Source organism: Lysobacter enzymogenes (assembly GCF_017168095.1).
Classification (GTDB): Bacteria; Pseudomonadota; Gammaproteobacteria; order Xanthomonadales; family Xanthomonadaceae; genus Lysobacter; species Lysobacter enzymogenes_D.
In genome coordinates, this window is record NZ_LXSD01000165.1 from 1 (window position 1) to 15,175 (window position 15,175).

Here is a 15,175-nt window from a genome sequence, read left to right on the forward strand (position 1 = left end):
GCGCTCGGCCGCGCCGCCGCCGAGCAGCGGCGCTTCCCGCCGCGCGACTGGAAGACCTACCGCGACGTGCGCGTGCTACGCGACGCCGCCGCCGAGGCCTGGGCGCGGCGCACCGCGCGGTTGGGCCGGTTCGCCCAGCATGCGGCGCTGGCTTGCATAGCGGCGGCGCTGGCGGTGGGGTGGTGGCTGGCGTAGGCGCCCTGCCCTGGCGCGCGGGTTAGCGGGTAGCGGGTTGGCGGCGCTCTGGCGGTCGCCGCTCGTGTAGTCGCTTCATGCCGCGCCCGATTGGCGCGGTCGCGGCTCGCGCCGCTCTTACAGGGGCTGCGGCCGGTTTCGTTTGCGGCTGTAGGAGCGGCGCAAGCCGCGACCGCGCCATAACGACTACGCCGAAGCCTTCACCGGCCCCGCGCCAACTCGCGCCTTGCAGATGCGCCCACCGCGAACGAAAAGGCCGCCGATCCTCGCGGACGGCGGCCCTGGTTTCGCTACGCCGGCAAAACCTCAGGCGAGGTCTTCGACGCCGAGTTCGTTGAGCGCGTTCTGCATCATCTGCCGCGCCGAGTCGCTGAGCTTCTCGTGGTCGAGCGCGTAGCGGATCGTCGCCTCGATCAGGCCGATGTGGGTGCCGCAGTCGAAGCGCGTGCCCTGGAAACGATAGGCGTTGACCGCTTCTTGCTGCAGCAAGGTCGCGATCGCGTCGGTGAGCTGGATCTCGCCGCCGGCGCCCGGCGTGGTGTTCTCCAGCAGTTCGAAGATGCGCGGGTTGAGCACGTAGCGGCCGACCACGGCCAGGTTGCTCGGCGCCACATCGGGCTTGGGCTTCTCGACGATCGCGGTGATCCGGCCCTGGCGCGCGTCGAAGTTCGAGGTGGCGACGATGCCGTAGCTGCCGGTCTGCTCGCGCGGCACGTCCTGCACGGCGATGGTGCTGGCGCCGCTGGCTTCGGCGGCGTCGGCCATCTGCTTGAGCGCGCCGGCGCCGCCGCGGTTCCAGATCAGGTCGTCCGGCAGCAGCACGGCGAAGGGCTCGTTGCCGATCACGTCCTTGGCGCACAGCACCGCATGGCCCAGGCCCAGCGCTTCGGCCTGGGTCACGAACACCGCGCGCACGCCCGGCGGCAGCACGTTGCGGATCAGCTCCAGCTGCTCGGTCTTGCCCGAGCGCTCGAGCTTGTGCTCCAGCTCGTAGGCCTTGTCGAAATAGTCGGCGACCGCGTGCTTGTAGCGGTTGGTGATGAACACCAGGGTGTCGCAACCGGCCTCGATGGCCTCGTCGACCGCGTACTGGATCAGCGGCCGGTCGATGATCGGCAGCATTTCCTTGGGAACGGTCTTGGTCGCGGGAAGGAACCGGGTGCCGAGGCCGGCGACGGGAAATACGGCCTTGCGGATGCGTGCAGCCATCAAATCTTCCTGGCGTTGCGGGCGGGAAAGGCCACCACGGTAGCCGATTCCTTGTAATCGGGGTGTTCGCCGATGGGCTGGAACTCCGGAACCGCGACGCGCAGCAAGGCGCCCAGGGCGTCGCGGTCGTAGCGGATCGACGCCTCGCGCAGTTGCACCAGCGAGTGCTCCAGCGCGCTCATCGTCACCTCGCGCGGCTCGGCCTGCAGGATCTTGGGATGCACCGTCGGGCGGTAGCGCTCGTCGGCGTGGAACAAGGTCTCGTGCAGCTTCTCGCCCGGGCGCAGGCCGGTGTAGACGATGGCCACGTCGCGCCCCGGCTGCTTGCCGGCCAGGCGGATCATCTGCTCGGCCAGCAAGCGGATCGGCACCGGCTCGCCCATGTCGAGGGTGTAGATCGCCTCGTGGGTGCCGATCGCCGAGGCCTGCAGGATCAGCTGGCAGGCTTCGGGGATGGTCATGAAGAAGCGGGTCACTTCCGGGTCGGTCACGGTGACCGGTCCGCCGGCGCGGATCTGCTCGCGGAACAGCGGCACTACGCTGCCGGCCGAATCGAGCACGTTGCCGAAGCGCACGGTGACGAAGCGGGTCTTGCGCTGGTCGGCCAGGGCCTGGCAGGTCATCTCGGCCAGGCGCTTGGTCGCGCCGAGCACGTTGACCGGGTCGACCGCCTTGTCGGTGGAGATCAGCACGAAGGTGCCGACCCCGGCCGCGCGGCAGGCGCGGGCGACGGTTTCGGTGGCCAGCACGTTGTTGCGCACCGCTTCGCGCAGCTGCGCTTCCAGCAGCGGCACCTGCTTGTAGGCGGCGGCGTGGAAGGCGGCGTCGGGTTCGGCCAACCTGAGCGCGTATTCGATCACCGCGCGGTCGCCGCAGTCGCCCAGGACCGGGATGAATTCGACGTCGGGGAAATCGCGGCGCAGCGCGGTCTCGGAGGTGACCAGGGCGAGCTCGTCGATCTCGATCAGGGCGATGCGCGAGGCGCCGTGGCGCGCGCACTGGCGCACCAGTTCCGAGCCGATCGAGCCGCCGGCGCCGGTGACCAGCACCGAACGCCCGCCGAGCCAGCCGCGGATCGCCTTCCAGTCCGGCAGCACCGGCTTGCGGCCGAGCAGGTCTTCGATCGCTACTTCCTTCAGTTCGCCCGGCAGCGAACGCCCTTCCAGCACGTCCTGCAGGCGCGGAACCATGCGGAACGGCAGGCCGGTGCGCTCGCAGGCGATGACGATGCGCTGCATCGCGTCGGCGTCGGCCGAGGGCATGGCGATGACCAGCAGCTTGGCCGCGGTCTCGCGGGCGATGTCGGCGACGTCGTCGACCTTGCCCAGCACCGGCACGCCCTGGACCTTGCTGCCGCGCAGGCGCGCGGCGTCGTCGAGGAAACCGATCGGGTGGTAGGTGCCGAAGCGGCGCAGGTCGCGCACCAGCGCCTCGCCGGCGCGGCCGGCGCCGAGGATGAGGATCCGCACCGACACCGCGTTGGCGCTGTCGATGCGGCTGTCCTTCCACGCGCGGTACAGCAGGCGCGGCGCGCCGAGCATGCCCATCAGCACCAGCGGATACAGCACCAGCACGGTGCGCGGCACCTGGTCGACGCGGTTGTAGAGGAACAGCCCGAGCACGATCGCGAACAGGCCGAGCATGCAGGCCTTGAAGATGTTCCAAAGGTCGGGCACGCCGGCGAAGCGCCACAGCCCGCGGTACAGGCCGACCTGCCAGAACACCAGGCCCTGGGCGGCCAGGACCAGGGCGATCTCGGTCGACCACAGCGGCAGCGGCGGCGGCTGCGCGATCACGCCGAAGCGCAGCTTGTGCAGCGCTTGCCAGACCAGCCAGACCATCGCGAGATCGTGCGCGACCACCGCCAGACGAGGCAGCCCGCTCTTGAGTCGATCACGCAATGAGCTCATTCCTGCCTCGCCTGTAAATCTTCGAATTCGGTCGGTCCGTTCGCCGACCCGGCCCTGTGGTCAGGACGCGGCCCGTTCGGTCCGCTGGATCAGCCACCACAAAAAAGCGGCGGATATATACCACCCGGCCCCCATACACAGCATGAAACCGATACGGACTTCGGTCACAAGGTGCAGCGAGACTAAGGACAGCAGCGTGAAAATCGCATAAGCGAGCGTGACCCGGACATGCCCGGCGCGGCGCGCCCACACTTGGTATGCATGCTGGGTGTGCGGGGTCCACCAGCGCTCGCCGCGGCGCACCCGCCGCAACAGGGTCAGGCTGGAATCGACCATGAATGCGGCCAATGGGATCAGCAGCAACGGCGCATGCCAGGCGTCCAGACCGGTCGCGGCCAGCGCGCCGATGCCGGCGATGGCGTAGCCGATCGCCCCGCTGCCGACGTCGCCCATGAAGATCTTCGCGCGCGGGAAGTTGAACGGCAGGAACCCGGCGCAGGCCGCCACCAGCGCCAGCGCCAGCCAGCTCCACACCGCTCCGCCGAACCCGGCCAGGGCCAGCGCGACCAGCGCCGCCTGCGAGGCGGCCAGGCCGTTGATGCCGTCCATGAAGTTCCACACGTTGGTCAGCCCGACCGCGAACACGAACGCGGCCAGGGCCAGCCAGGGATCGCCGCGCAGCAGCCAGATCGCCGCCGCCAGCAGCGCCGCCGCCAGCGCGTGCACGGCCAGGCGCAGCCACGGCGACAGCGGACGATGGTCGTCGACCCAGCCGATCGCCGCGACCATCAGCAGGCCGACCCCGAACGCCAGCGCCAGCCCGGCGTAGGCGGGAAACTTCAGCGCCAGCGACAGCGTCGCCACCAGCAGCGCGATCACGATCGCGATGCCGCCGCCGCGCGGGGTCGCCACGCTATGGCTGCGGCGCTCGCCGGGCTGGTCGATCAGGCGGCTGCGCAGCGCGTAGGCGCGCGCCAGCCAGGTGCCGGCCGCGGCCAGCGCGGCGTGCATGCCGATCCACGCCCACATACTTCAGACCACCGCGTAGTTGAGCAGCGGCTTGACCGTGCCCCACTCCTTGCAGCTCGGGCATTGCCAGTGGTGGCTGCGCGCGCCGAAGCCGCAGCGGTTGCAGCGGTAGCTCGGATTGCGCACCAGCAACTGGTCGGTGATGTGCTTGAGGTCGTGCAGGGTCGCCAGCGGGTCGGCGCCCTCGGCCAGGGTCAGGTCAATCAGCGCCGCCTCGCCGCGCACCGACGGCCGGTCCTTGAGCTGGCGCGCCAGGTACGCGCGCGCCGCCGGCACGCCGTCCTCGGCCTCGACCATGCGGGTTAGCGCCAGCACCGGCGAGATGCCGCGGTAGTGCTCGCACATCTCGGCCAGGAATGCGCGCGCGCCGGTCGGGTCGCCGTTGCGTTCGTAGCAGCTCAGCAGCGCCGGCAGCACTTCCGGCAGGTAGTCGGGATCGGCGCGGGCGACGCGCTCGAACGCGCGGATCGCCGCGGCGTCGTTGCCGGCCTCCACCTCGATCCGGCCTTCCAGCATGCCGGCGCGCACCGAGTTGGCGTCGGCCTCGTAGGCGCGCTTGACCGCGTCGCGCGCGGCCTGGGCGTCGCCGGCGGCGCGGTGGCGGTCGGCCAGCTCGCACTCGAACTGGGCGATCAGCTTGCCCATCGGCTCGCCGGTCGCGGCCTCGAAGCGCTGCGCGTTCTCGATCGCCTTGCCCCAATCGCGCTCGGCCTGGTAGATGCCGATCAGATGGCGCAAGGCCAGCGGCGCGCGCATGTCCAGCGCGACCAGGTCGCTGAAGACGGTCTCGGCGCGGTCGAGCAGGCCCGAGCGCATGTAGTCCTCGCCCAGCGCCAGCAGCGCCTGGACCTTCTGCTGATCGCTCAGCCCCGGCCGCTGCACCAGCGCCTGGTGCAGGCGGATGGCGCGGTCGACTTCGCCGCGGCGGCGGAACAGATGGCCGAGCGCGACCTGGGTCTCGAAGGTGTCCTTGTCGAGCTCGGCGATGTGCAGGAACAACTCGATGGCCTTGTCCGGCTGCTCGTTGAGCAGATAGTTGAGGCCGCGGAAATAGGTGGTGGACAGGTGGCTGACCTGATTGTCGCTGTGGCGCTCGCCGCCGCGGCGGCCGATCACCCAGCCGCTGATCGCGGCGATCGGCAGCAACAGGAAGAACCAGAACCACTGACTGATGAATTCCATGCGCTCAATTCTCGGCGGCGGTGACGGCCGGCAGCTGCGCGCCGGCCGAGGCGGTGCGCTCGGCGCGCGCCAGGCGGCGGCGCAGCGGCAGCACCACGCTGGCGCTGATCGCCAGTCCGCCGATCAGCGCGCCGGCCAGCAGCGCCACGATCAGGACGATGCCCAGCGAGGTCGCCGGAACGAAGCCGAAACCCAGGTCGATGCTGACGCTCTGGCGGTTGAGCGCGCCGAGCAAGGCGCCGGCGGCCAGGCACAGCACGGCGATGAATACGCGGATCAGGCGCATGAGGACTCCCGGTGTTCGTGTGCGCGCCCTGCCAGCGGCAGGCGCAGCGTACGGCAGGCAAAGAGTAGCCGACGCGAAGCAGCGCGGTGTAGAGGAACGCGATATCGAAGTGCGCGGCGCGAAGGGCCGCACGATGGCGAGCGGCGAACCTGCCCTCGCCTGCGGCCGGATCGGGACGATGCCCGGCGGCCATGGCCCGCCGCGTTGGCGGACGGTTGCGGCGGCCTCAGCCTTCCTCGTCCAGCGGGGTCACACCACTGACGCGCTCGCGCAATTCCTTGCCGGGCTTGAAGTGCGGCACGTGCTTGCCGGGCAGCGCGACCGATTCGCCGGTCTTCGGGTTGCGGCCCAGGCGCGGCGGACGGTAGTGCAGCGAAAAGCTGCCGAAGCCGCGGATCTCGATCCGCTCGCCGGCCGACAAGGCGCCGCCCATCATTTCCAACAAGGCTTTCACCGCCAGATCCACGTCGTCGCCCTTGAGGTGGGCCTGACGCTGGGAAAGGATCTCGATGAGCTCGGACTTGGTCATGCGCAGTGTTGCCTGGCCTTATGAAAAGGTCTTGGGTGAAGATGCGGCCTCGCGCCGCGCGCGATCCCCTGCCGCTGGCCCGCGCGCGTTCCGGCCGAGCCGGCCCGCCGGGCCCGACGCCCCGTCCCGGCTGAGGGACGTGGCATCGCGAACAACGTAGACATCTGAAGCATGAAACCGGTGTCGCCCATCGTCCGACGGCGCCGGCGAGCGGCGCCGCGGAGGATGGCCGCCGCCCCGGCGAACCGGGACGGCGGCGGTACGGCGATTACTCGGACTTGCCGCTCAGGCGCTCGCGCAGCAGCGCGCCCAGGCTGGTGGTGCCGCTGGCAGCGTCGCCGGCGTGACGGTTGTAGTCCGCCATGGCTTCCTGCTGGTCGGCTTCGTCCTTGGCCTTGATCGACAGCTGCATGCTGCGGCCCTTGCGGTCGGTACCGATGATCTTGGCCTCGACGTCCTGGCCGACCTTCAGGTACTGCGACGCGTCCTCGACCCGCTCCTTGGCGATGTCGCGCGCGGCGACGTAGCCTTCGATGCCGTCGGCCAGTTCGATCACCGCGCCCTTGGCGTCGACTTCCTTCACCACGCCCTTGACGATCGAGCCCTTGGCGTTGGAGGCGACGTACTGACCCATCGGGTCCTGCTCCAGCTGCTTGACGCCCAGGCTGATGCGCTCGCGCTCCGGATCCACGGCCAGGACGACGGCTTCCAGCGTGTCGCCCTTCTTGTAGTTGCGGACCACGTCTTCGCCGGTGGTGTTCCAGCTGATGTCGGACAGGTGGACCAGGCCGTCGATGCCGCCGTCCAGGCCGATGAAGATGCCGAAGTCGGTGATCGACTTGATCTGGCCTTCGACCTTGTCGCCCTTCTTGTGGATGGCCGCGAAGGTCTCCCACGGGTTCGAGGTGACCTGCTTCATGCCCAGCGAGATGCGGCGACGCTCTTCGTCGACGTCGAGCACCATGACCTGAACTTCATCGCCGACCTGCACGATCTTGGACGGGTTGACGTTCTTGTTGGTCCAATCCATTTCCGAGACGTGGACCAGGCCTTCGACGCCCGGCTCGATCTCGACGAACGCGCCGTAATCGGTGACGTTGCTGACCTTGCCGAACACGCGGGTGTTGGCCGGGTAGCGGCGGGCGATGTTGTCCCACGGATCCTCGCCCAGCTGCTTGAGGCCGAGGCTGACGCGGTTGCGCTCGCGGTCGTACTTGAGCACGCGCACGTCGAGCTCCTGGCCGACTTCCACCACTTCCGACGGATGGCGCACGCGCTTCCACGCCATATCGGTGATGTGCAGCAGGCCGTCGATGCCGCCGAGGTCGACGAACGCGCCGTAGTCGGTGAGGTTCTTGACCACGCCCTTGAGGATCGCGCCTTCCTGCAGCTTCTCCATCAGCTGCTCGCGCTCGACGCTGTACTCGCTCTCGACCACCGCGCGGCGGGAGACGACGATGTTGTTGCGCTTGCGGTCGAGCTTGATGAGCTTGAACTCGAGCTCCTTGCCTTCCAGGTACGCCGAGTCGCGCACCGGACGCACGTCGACCAGCGAACCGGGCAGGAAGCCGCGGACGTCCTTGATGTCGACGGTGAAGCCGCCCTTCACCTTGCCGCTGATGCGGCCGGTGATGGTCTCGTTCTTCTCGAGCGCCTGCTCGAGTTCGTCCCACACCATCGCGCGCTTGGCCTTCTCGCGCGACAGCACGGTTTCGCCAAAGCCGTTCTCGATGGAGTCGAGGGCGACCTTGACTTCGTCGCCTTCGGCGACATCGATCTCGCCGGCGTCGTTACGGAACTGTTCGATCGGCACGATGCCTTCGGACTTCAGGCCGGCGTTGATCACCACCACGTCGCCGCGGACTTCCACGACGACGCCGGTGACGATGGCGCCCGGCTTCAGCTTGGCCAGGTACTGCTGGCTCTGTTCGAACAGTTCGGCAAATGATTCGGTCATTGGATTTGATTACTCGGTTGAACACACGGATCGCACCGTTTGACATCGTTGCCGTCGTGGCAACGCAAGCAGAACGTGGTCGACCCACCCGTTATGTGATGCGATGCAGCCGCATCATGTGTTGTGGTTGATCCGACGCGGATGCGCCGGGGCTTGGTACAACTGCTTCCGCTGCGGAGGTTTCGTCGCGCCGCGCCGTTCAGCGCGCAGGCAGCAAAGCCAGCACCTGTTCGACTACCGTGTCGATTCCAAGACCGGTGGTATCGATGCGGACGGCGTCATCGGCCGGGCGCAAGGGAGCCACCGCGCGCTGGGCGTCACGGGCGTCGCGGGCGAGAATCTCCCGCAGCAGACCGTCTAAAGTAACCGAAACCCCCTTGTCCTTCAACTGCTTATAGCGCCTTTCCGCGCGCTCTTCGGCGCTGGCAGTCAGGAACACCTTGTATTGGGCGTCCGGGAAGATGACCGTGCCCATGTCCCGCCCGTCGGCGACCAGCCCCGGGGCCTGCCTGAATGCGCGCTGGCGGTCCTTGAGCGCGGCCCGGACCTCGGGAATGGCGGCGATGGCCGAGGCGGCGGCGCCGGCGGTCTCGGTGCGCAGCTCGTCGGTGGCGTCGACCTCGTTGACCAGCACCCGCAGCTCGCCGGAGGCGTCGTCGCGGAAGCCGATGTGGGTGTCGAAGGCGCAGCGGACCAGGGCGGCCGGGTCGGCGAGGTCCAGGTCGGCCCAGCCGGCGGCGACGCCGACCGCGCGGTACAGGGCGCCGGAATCCAGGTAATGCCAGCCCAGGCGCTGGGCGACCAGGCGGCTGATGGTGCCCTTGCCGGAGCCGGACGGGCCGTCGATGGTGAGGACGGGGACGGAGGAGTTCTGGGAAGATGCGCTATTCATGCGCCGCATTATGCGGCCGCGGCGCGCGCAGCGGTCCTGGCGAGCGCCCTCGCCCGCCGCCCGGCCGGCGCCGAACGCCCCGATCACGGCGGTTTTTTGCGCCCGAGTGCGCAACCACTTGATCGGCCGGCATTTTGTCCGCTAGAATCGCAGGCTAGCTTTTCCCATCCCATCCCATCCACTCAACCAGCCGAGATCTGTCATGAAGGTCCTGTCCTCTCTGAAGTCGGCGAAGGCCCGCCACCGCGACTGCAAAGTCGTTCGCCGCCGCGGCAAGGTCTTCGTGATCTGCAAGTCGAACCCGCGTTTCAAGGCGCGTCAGCGCTGAAACCGGCCGGCGGATTTTGAGTCCGCCGCCGCAGGGTCAAGTCGAAAGCCGCCGCAAGGCGGCTTTCTTCGTTCCAGCCCCCTCCACCGGCCGCGATCGCGTCGTGGCCGGCCTTGTTTCGCCAAACCGTGACGGCCGCACCCTGCCGCTATGCGTCACCTTGTGCCTAGAATCCCGCGTCCTTTGCCCAGGTGAATTCGCCATGAAGCTGCGCGTTGCCGTTGCACCCCTGCTCGCCCTGCTGGCCCTGTCCGGCGCGGCCTCGGCCGATACCCTGCTGATCCAGCGCGTGCAGGAAGAAGGCAAGGCGGCCCTGCCGGCGCGCGGCCAGAGCATGGACCAGGTCAAGGCGCGCTACGGCGAGCCGGCCCAGCGCCTGGATGCGCGCGGCGGCCAGAAGAAGGCCTGGCCGCAGATCAACCGCTGGGTGTATCCGGCCTTCACCGTGTACTTCGAGAAGAGCCGGGTGATCGACGTGGTGGCGAACAAGGCCGGTGCCGGCGAAATCGGGCCGAAACCGCCTATCCTTTGAGGTTATGACCAACAACGCATTGCGCTTCCCCGCGGAGTGGGAACCCCAGTCCGCGGTTTTGATCGCGTGGCCGAACGCCGACACCGACTGGGCCGACCGCCTGGGCGAGGTCGAAGAGACCTACATCGCCCTGGTCGCGGCCATTACCCGTTTCCAGCCGGCGCTGATCTGCGTGGCCGACGACGACGTCCAGGCCTACGCCCGCGCGCGCCTGTCCTCGGCCCGGATCGACATGTCGAAGGTGCGCTTCATCGACGCGCCCTACGACGACACCTGGCTGCGCGATTCCGGCCCGATCACGCTCAAGCGCGAGGACGGCGGTTTTCGTTTGCTCGATTTCCGCTTCACCGGCTGGGGCGGCAAGTTCGACGCCAGCCAGGACGACCTGCTGGTCGAGCGCCTGCATGAGCAGGGCGTGTTCGCCGACAGCGAGCGCGAGAGCATCGACTTCGCCCTGGAAGGCGGCGGCATCGAGACCGACGGCGCCGGCACCCTGCTGACCACCTGGCGCTGCCTGCACGAGCGCCACCCCACGCTCGGCCGCGAAGAAATCACCGCCAAGCTGTCGGCGTGGCTGCGCCAGGACCGGGTGCTGTGGCTCGACCACGGCTACCTGGAAGGCGACGACACCGACGCCCACATCGACACCCTGGCCCGTTTCGCGGCCGAAGACGCCATCGTCTACCAGGGCTGCGACGATCCGGGCGATTCGCACTACGCAGAGCTGCAGGCGATGGCTGCCGAACTGGCCGCGCTGCGCACCCGCGACGGCCGCCCGTACCGCCTGTTCGCGCTGCCGTGGGCCCAGCCGATCATCGACGAGGAGCGCCGCCTGGCGGCCAGCTACGCCAACTTCCTGATCGTCGACGGCGCGGTGCTGATGCCGGCCTACGGCGACGCCGCCGACCCGGCCGCGCAGGCGGTGCTGGCGCAGGCCTTCCCGGACCGCGAGATCGTCGCGGTGCCGTGCCGGCCGCTGATCTGGCAGAACGGCAGCCTGCATTGCGTGACCATGCAGTTGCCCAAGGGCGTGGTGGCGTAAGCCCCAAGGTGCGCCGTGCGAGTCGCGCGGCGCACTTGCTCTGACGCTCGCGGGTCGCGCTCCCGGCGAGCCGCGAAGCCCGATCCGCGCGGCACCACAGTTCGTTGCGCCTTCTCACCCCGTCGTTTGCGCCTTCTCACCCCGTCATTCCGGCGCAAGCCGGAATCCATTTTGATTTCGCTCTGCCCTGCCGCAGTGGCAAGGCAACGGCAAAAGCAAAATGGATTCCGGCTTGCGCCGGAATGACGGCGTAGGGGCGTTCGAAGCCGTACGAAGCCGATTCCGGCTTTCTCTTCGATCTCTCGTCGCCAGCGCTGCCCGCGCTCATCGTCATGGCGCGGTCCTACAATAGGCCCACGCCCCACAGCCGGACCCGTGCACCCGATGAAAAAGACCACCCTCCCCGTCGCCCTGATCCAGGACCGCGACCACGGCTCGCGCGAGGCCAATCTGGCCAACATCGAGCAGCGCGTCGGCGAGGCCGCCAGACAGGGCGCCAAGCTGGTGCTGCTGCAGGAACTGCACAACGGCCCGTACTTCTGCCAGCACGAATCGGTCAGCGAATTCGACCTGGCCGAAACCATTCCCGGCCCGAGCACGCAGCGCCTCGGCGCGCTGGCCAGGCAGCACGGCATCGTCCTGGTCAGCTCGCTGTTCGAGCGCCGCGCGGCCGGGCTGTACCACAACACCGCGGTGGTCTACGAGACCGACGGTTCCATCGCCGGCAAGTACCGCAAGATGCACATCCCGGACGATCCGGGGTTCTACGAGAAGTTCTACTTCACCCCGGGCGACATCGGTTTCGAGCCGATCCAGACCTCGGTCGGCCGCCTGGGCGTGCTGGTGTGCTGGGACCAGTGGTATCCCGAAGGCGCGCGGCTGATGGCGCTGGCCGGCGCGGAGCTGCTGCTGTATCCGACCGCGATCGGCTGGGACCCCGACGACGCCCAGGACGAGAAGGACCGCCAGCGCAACGCCTGGATCCTCAGCCACCGCGGCCACGCGGTCGCCAACGGCTTGCCGGTGCTGAGCGTGAACCGGGTCGGGTTCGAGCCGTCTCCGCTGGGCGCATCGGGCATCCAGTTCTGGGGCTCCAGCCACGTGCTCGGCCCGCAGGGCGAGTACCTGGCCGAGGCCAAGACGGCCGAGCCGGAGATCGTGATGGCCGAGGTCGACCTGGGCCGCAGCGAGCACGTGCGGCGGATCTGGCCGTTCCTGCGCGACCGCCGCATCGACGCCTACGCCGACCTGCTCAAGCGCTACCGCGACTGATGGCGGCGCCCGCCTCCTCGCTGCGCCTGCGCGCGGCGGTCGAGTCCGACCTGGACGCGATCGCCGCGCTGTACGCGCGCGAGGTGCGCGAGGGCGTGGCGACCTACGAATACGACGTGCCCGACCGGGCCGAGATGCACCGGCGCTGGCGCGCGATCGCCGACGCCGGTTATCCGTACCTGGTCGCCGAACTGGTCGAAGACGGCGCCGCGCGTTTCGCCGGCTACGCCTACGCCAGCGCCTACCGCACCCGCATCGGCTATCGCTGGACGGTGGAGAACTCGGTCTACGTCGAGCCCGCCTGCCACGGCCGCGGCATCGGCGGCGCGCTGATGCGGCGCTTGATCGAGGACTGCGCGGCGCTCGGCTTCCGGCAGATGGTCGCGGTGATCGGCGACGGCAGCAACGCCGCCTCGGTGGCGCTGCACGAGCGGCTCGGCTTCAAGCTCGCCGGCGTGTTCCCGGGCCTGGGACGCAAGCACGGGCGCTGGCTGGACACGGTGCAGATGGTGCTGCCGCTGGGCGACGGCAATTTCGGCGAGCCGGACGAAAACGTCCCCGGCCTCCGGTAAGCCTCATTTCCCCCTGTAGGAGCGGCGCAAGCCGCGACCACGACACCCCGACTACGACGCCAGCCGCAACCATGCGGCGCGGGCTCCTGTTGCCGTGGGATCGGGCACGACGACCTGCACCGCGGCCCGCGCCGGCGCACGGTTGGCGCGGTCGCGGCTTGCGCCGCTCCTACGGGGGGTGATCGGGGCGGCGCCGGGAGGGGCATTTTTGCGCCGGGCGCGGCGTGGGCGCGAAAAACACAATTTGAAACCCCGAATTCCGCAATTTGAGTCAACAGTGGCAGGGTGCCGGCGCGCCCTGTCGCGGCGCCGGTCGGTGTCGGGAGCGGCCGACGAACGGCTCCATTAAAACGAACGGACGTGCTATTTTGCGCGCTATGTCCTCCCTGACCGCCACCAACAAAGGCGCCGCCACCCGCGAAGCCATCCTCGACCAGGCCTACGGCATCGCCTGCTCGGCCGGCCTGGAAGGGCTGTCGATCGGGCCGCTGGCGGCCGCGGTGGGCATGTCCAAGAGCGGCGTGTTCGCCCACTTCGGCTCGCGCGAGGACTTGCAGCTGGCGGTGCTGGACAAGGCCGGCGAACGCTTCGTCGCCTACGTGCTGCTGCCGGCGCTGCAGCAGCCGCGCGGGCTGGTGCGGCTGCGCGCCATCGTCGATGCCTGGTTCGACTGGTCGCGCCACACCGACGGCGGCTGCGTGCTGCTCGGCGCGGTCAGCGAATACGACGACCGCCCCGGCGCCCTGCGCGATTGGGTGGTCGAGCAGCAAAAGCGCTGGCGCCAGGTGCTGGCCCAGGCCGTGCAGCTGTGCGTGGACACCGGCGAGCTCGGCGCCGAGACCGATACCGAGCAACTGGCGTTCGAAATCTACGGCACCGCGCTGATCGTGCACCACGACGCCGGCCTGTTCGGTTTCGACGCCGCCGTCGCGCGCGGTCGTCGCGCCCTGGAGCGGCTGCTGCGCTCGTATGCCGCCGCGCGCGCGCCGGTCGCCGTCGCCGTTCCTTCCCTGGCCTGACCCTTCCCTCCCCAGCCTGATCGCCTACCCCACGAGGCCCGTCATGTCCGTTCCTGCCGCCAAAATTAGCACGACCGTTCGTAACGCAGTTCGTTTATACGGCCTTCGCCTGGGCTTCGCCCTCGGCGCCTGGTTCGCGCCGGAAGCGACCATGCGCCGCGCCGCCGACCTGTTCTGCACCCCGTTCGCCTCCAGCCGCCGCCGCGCGCTGGCCGCGCCGACCGCGGACGCGCGCGAGGAGACCCTGCGCGTCGACGGCCACGCCATCGCCTGCTACGTATGGGGCGATCCGCGCAGCCAGCCGTACGTGTTGTTCGCGCATGGCTGGTCCAGCCACGGCACCCGCGTGGCCAAGTGGCTGCCGGCGCTGCGCGCGGCCGGTTATGCGGTAGTCGCGTTCGATCAGCTCGCGCATGGGCGCAGCGAAGGCCGGCTGGCCACCCTGCCCGACTTCACCCGCCACCTGCACGCGGTCGGCGCGCATTACGGGCCGGCGGCGGCGGCGATCGGGCATTCGCTCGGCGGTGCGGCGACCTTGCTGGCGATGGCGCGCGGGCTGCGCGCCGAGCGCGCGGTGCTGATCGCGCCGGCGGCCGATCCGGTCGCCGCGGTCAAGCGCTTCGCCCGCTTCCTGTGGGTCGGCGAAGACCTGTGCCGGCGCATGTTCGCCTACTTCGAGGCGCGCATCGGCATCAGCTTCGATTCGCAGCAGGCGCACCGCAACGCGCCGAGCATCGCCCAGCCGGCGCTGATCGTGCACGACCTGGGCGACCGCGAAGTGCCCTGGGCCGAAGGCGAGCGCTATGCGCGCTACTGGCCGGACTCGCGCCTGCTGACCACCCAGGGGCTGGGCCACAACCGCATCGCCGACGACCAGAGCGTGATCGCGGCGACGCTGCGCTTCCTGCGCGGCGAAGCGGTCGGCGACAGGATCGTGTCGAGCGCGAACCTGCCTTACGGGATGGCCTGAGCGCGGCGCGGGCCGGGCGCAGACCGCTGCCGCCCGCAGCGGCGTCCCCGCTGCGGCCCGGCGAGGGTCGACGCGGGCGGCCCGTGCGCAGGCGCGGCTGCGTTCGCATCGAGCAAGGCCGCCGATCCGAGCAAGCGCGAACGGGTCCGGCCGGGGCTCACCCCTCCCGCTTCGGCCGGACCGTTCGCCTCTCGCGCGCTGCCGGGCACCGCCTCGGCCGCTGCGGCGGCGCGATGCCGACGCCGCGCCCG

General features: G+C 69.6%; 17 protein-coding genes. 8 read left to right on the forward strand and 9 right to left on the reverse strand.

Annotation, left to right across the window (positions count from 1 at the left end):
- Nucleotides 1-195, forward strand: a 195-nt coding sequence (locus tag A7A76_RS04570; RefSeq protein ID WP_206410087.1) for a hypothetical protein, incomplete at its 5' end; no start/stop codon positions are given.
- A 306-nt stretch (nt 196-501) separates the two neighbouring features.
- Here A7A76_RS04570 and galU read toward each other — a convergent pair.
- The 8 genes from galU to cmk form a co-directional block, all read right to left on the reverse strand.
- A complete protein-coding gene (gene galU / locus A7A76_RS04575; RefSeq protein WP_206410088.1) occupies nt 502-1,404 on the reverse strand; it encodes a UTP--glucose-1-phosphate uridylyltransferase GalU in 903 nt (300 codons plus the stop codon).
- Nucleotides 1,404-3,314, reverse strand: a complete 1,911-nt coding sequence (locus tag A7A76_RS04580; protein WP_206410089.1) for a polysaccharide biosynthesis protein — start codon at nt 3,312-3,314, stop codon at nt 1,404-1,406. The genes galU and A7A76_RS04580 overlap by 1 nt, the downstream gene beginning before the upstream one ends.
- Before the next feature lie 60 nt (nt 3,315-3,374).
- Nucleotides 3,375-4,343 (reverse strand): lipopolysaccharide biosynthesis protein, encoded by a 969-nt coding sequence (locus tag A7A76_RS04585; protein ID WP_206410090.1) that lies wholly within the window; start codon nt 4,341-4,343, stop codon nt 3,375-3,377.
- 3 nt (nt 4,344-4,346) lie between these two features.
- Nucleotides 4,347-5,525 carry a lipopolysaccharide assembly protein LapB gene (gene lapB / locus A7A76_RS04590; RefSeq protein WP_096377712.1) on the reverse strand — a complete coding sequence of 393 codons (1,179 nt, stop codon included), beginning with the start codon at nt 5,523-5,525 and terminating at the stop codon, nt 4,347-4,349.
- Nucleotides 5,526-5,529: 4 nt separating this feature from the next.
- Nucleotides 5,530-5,811, reverse strand: a complete 282-nt coding sequence (locus A7A76_RS04595; RefSeq protein ID WP_206410091.1) for a LapA family protein — start codon at nt 5,809-5,811, stop codon at nt 5,530-5,532.
- A 226-nt stretch (nt 5,812-6,037) separates the two neighbouring features.
- Nucleotides 6,038-6,340, reverse strand: a complete 303-nt coding sequence (locus tag A7A76_RS04600; RefSeq protein ID WP_057947915.1) for an integration host factor subunit beta — start codon at nt 6,338-6,340, stop codon at nt 6,038-6,040.
- 268 nt (nt 6,341-6,608) lie between these two features.
- Nucleotides 6,609-8,297 carry a 30S ribosomal protein S1 gene (rpsA, locus tag A7A76_RS04605; protein ID WP_074869346.1) on the reverse strand — a complete coding sequence of 563 codons (1,689 nt, stop codon included), beginning with the start codon at nt 8,295-8,297 and terminating at the stop codon, nt 6,609-6,611.
- A 199-nt stretch (nt 8,298-8,496) separates the two neighbouring features.
- Nucleotides 8,497-9,189 carry a (d)CMP kinase gene (gene cmk / locus A7A76_RS04610; RefSeq protein WP_206410092.1) on the reverse strand — a complete coding sequence of 231 codons (693 nt, stop codon included), beginning with the start codon at nt 9,187-9,189 and terminating at the stop codon, nt 8,497-8,499.
- 202 nt (nt 9,190-9,391) lie between these two features.
- Here cmk and ykgO point away from each other — a divergent pair, with 202 nt between their 5' ends.
- The 3 genes from ykgO (at nt 9,392) to A7A76_RS04625 (ending at nt 11,091) form a co-directional block, all read left to right on the forward strand.
- Nucleotides 9,392-9,517 carry a type B 50S ribosomal protein L36 gene (gene ykgO / locus A7A76_RS04615; RefSeq protein WP_010342887.1) on the forward strand — a complete coding sequence of 42 codons (126 nt, stop codon included), beginning with the start codon at nt 9,392-9,394 and terminating at the stop codon, nt 9,515-9,517.
- A 202-nt stretch (nt 9,518-9,719) separates the two neighbouring features.
- Nucleotides 9,720-10,049 carry a hypothetical protein gene (locus A7A76_RS04620; protein ID WP_206410093.1) on the forward strand — a complete coding sequence of 110 codons (330 nt, stop codon included), beginning with the start codon at nt 9,720-9,722 and terminating at the stop codon, nt 10,047-10,049.
- A gap of 4 nt (nt 10,050-10,053) precedes the next feature.
- Nucleotides 10,054-11,091, forward strand: coding sequence for an agmatine deiminase family protein (locus tag A7A76_RS04625; protein WP_206410094.1), 1,038 nt, complete (start codon nt 10,054-10,056; stop codon nt 11,089-11,091).
- Between the two features lie 136 nt (nt 11,092-11,227).
- Here the strand turns inward: A7A76_RS04625 and A7A76_RS04630 are convergent, their stop codons facing one another.
- Nucleotides 11,228-11,425 (reverse strand): hypothetical protein, encoded by a 198-nt coding sequence (locus A7A76_RS04630; RefSeq protein ID WP_206410095.1) that lies wholly within the window; start codon nt 11,423-11,425, stop codon nt 11,228-11,230.
- 50 nt (nt 11,426-11,475) lie between these two features.
- Here A7A76_RS04630 and A7A76_RS04635 point away from each other — a divergent pair, with 50 nt between their 5' ends.
- The 4 genes from A7A76_RS04635 (at nt 11,476) to A7A76_RS04650 (ending at nt 14,924) form a co-directional block, all read left to right on the forward strand.
- Entirely contained in the window at nt 11,476-12,363 is an 888-nt protein-coding gene (locus tag A7A76_RS04635; RefSeq protein WP_206410096.1) for a carbon-nitrogen hydrolase, read from the forward strand.
- Entirely contained in the window at nt 12,363-12,935 is a 573-nt protein-coding gene (locus A7A76_RS04640) for a GNAT family N-acetyltransferase (protein WP_206410097.1), read from the forward strand. The genes A7A76_RS04635 and A7A76_RS04640 overlap by 1 nt, the downstream gene beginning before the upstream one ends.
- 377 nt (nt 12,936-13,312) lie before the next feature.
- Nucleotides 13,313-13,954 carry a TetR/AcrR family transcriptional regulator gene (locus A7A76_RS04645; protein WP_206410098.1) on the forward strand — a complete coding sequence of 214 codons (642 nt, stop codon included), beginning with the start codon at nt 13,313-13,315 and terminating at the stop codon, nt 13,952-13,954.
- Nucleotides 13,955-14,105: 151 nt separating this feature from the next.
- Entirely contained in the window at nt 14,106-14,924 is an 819-nt protein-coding gene (locus A7A76_RS04650) for an alpha/beta hydrolase (RefSeq protein ID WP_206410099.1), read from the forward strand.
- Nucleotides 14,925-15,175: the final 251 nt, after the last annotated feature.

Coding starts and splice junctions, on each gene's coding strand:
- galU (WP_206410088.1), bottom strand. CDS start 1,404: ATGGCTGCACGCATCCGCAAGGCCGTATTTCCCGTCGCCGGCCTCGGC.
- A7A76_RS04580 (WP_206410089.1), bottom strand. CDS start 3,314: ATGAGCTCATTGCGTGATCGACTCAAGAGCGGGCTGCCTCGTCTGGCG.
- A7A76_RS04585 (WP_206410090.1), bottom strand. CDS start 4,343: ATGTGGGCGTGGATCGGCATGCACGCCGCGCTGGCCGCGGCCGGCACC.
- lapB (WP_096377712.1), bottom strand. CDS start 5,525: ATGGAATTCATCAGTCAGTGGTTCTGGTTCTTCCTGTTGCTGCCGATC.
- A7A76_RS04595 (WP_206410091.1), bottom strand. CDS start 5,811: ATGCGCCTGATCCGCGTATTCATCGCCGTGCTGTGCCTGGCCGCCGGC.
- A7A76_RS04600 (WP_057947915.1), bottom strand. CDS start 6,340: ATGACCAAGTCCGAGCTCATCGAGATCCTTTCCCAGCGTCAGGCCCAC.
- rpsA (WP_074869346.1), bottom strand. CDS start 8,297: ATGACCGAATCATTTGCCGAACTGTTCGAACAGAGCCAGCAGTACCTG.
- cmk (WP_206410092.1), bottom strand. CDS start 9,189: ATGAATAGCGCATCTTCCCAGAACTCCTCCGTCCCCGTCCTCACCATC.
- ykgO (WP_010342887.1), top strand. CDS start 9,392: ATGAAGGTCCTGTCCTCTCTGAAGTCGGCGAAGGCCCGCCACCGCGAC.
- A7A76_RS04620 (WP_206410093.1), top strand. CDS start 9,720: ATGAAGCTGCGCGTTGCCGTTGCACCCCTGCTCGCCCTGCTGGCCCTG.
- A7A76_RS04625 (WP_206410094.1), top strand. CDS start 10,054: ATGACCAACAACGCATTGCGCTTCCCCGCGGAGTGGGAACCCCAGTCC.
- A7A76_RS04630 (WP_206410095.1), bottom strand. CDS start 11,425: ATGACGATGAGCGCGGGCAGCGCTGGCGACGAGAGATCGAAGAGAAAG.
- A7A76_RS04635 (WP_206410096.1), top strand. CDS start 11,476: ATGAAAAAGACCACCCTCCCCGTCGCCCTGATCCAGGACCGCGACCAC.
- A7A76_RS04640 (WP_206410097.1), top strand. CDS start 12,363: ATGGCGGCGCCCGCCTCCTCGCTGCGCCTGCGCGCGGCGGTCGAGTCC.
- A7A76_RS04645 (WP_206410098.1), top strand. CDS start 13,313: ATGTCCTCCCTGACCGCCACCAACAAAGGCGCCGCCACCCGCGAAGCC.
- A7A76_RS04650 (WP_206410099.1), top strand. CDS start 14,106: ATGCGCCGCGCCGCCGACCTGTTCTGCACCCCGTTCGCCTCCAGCCGC.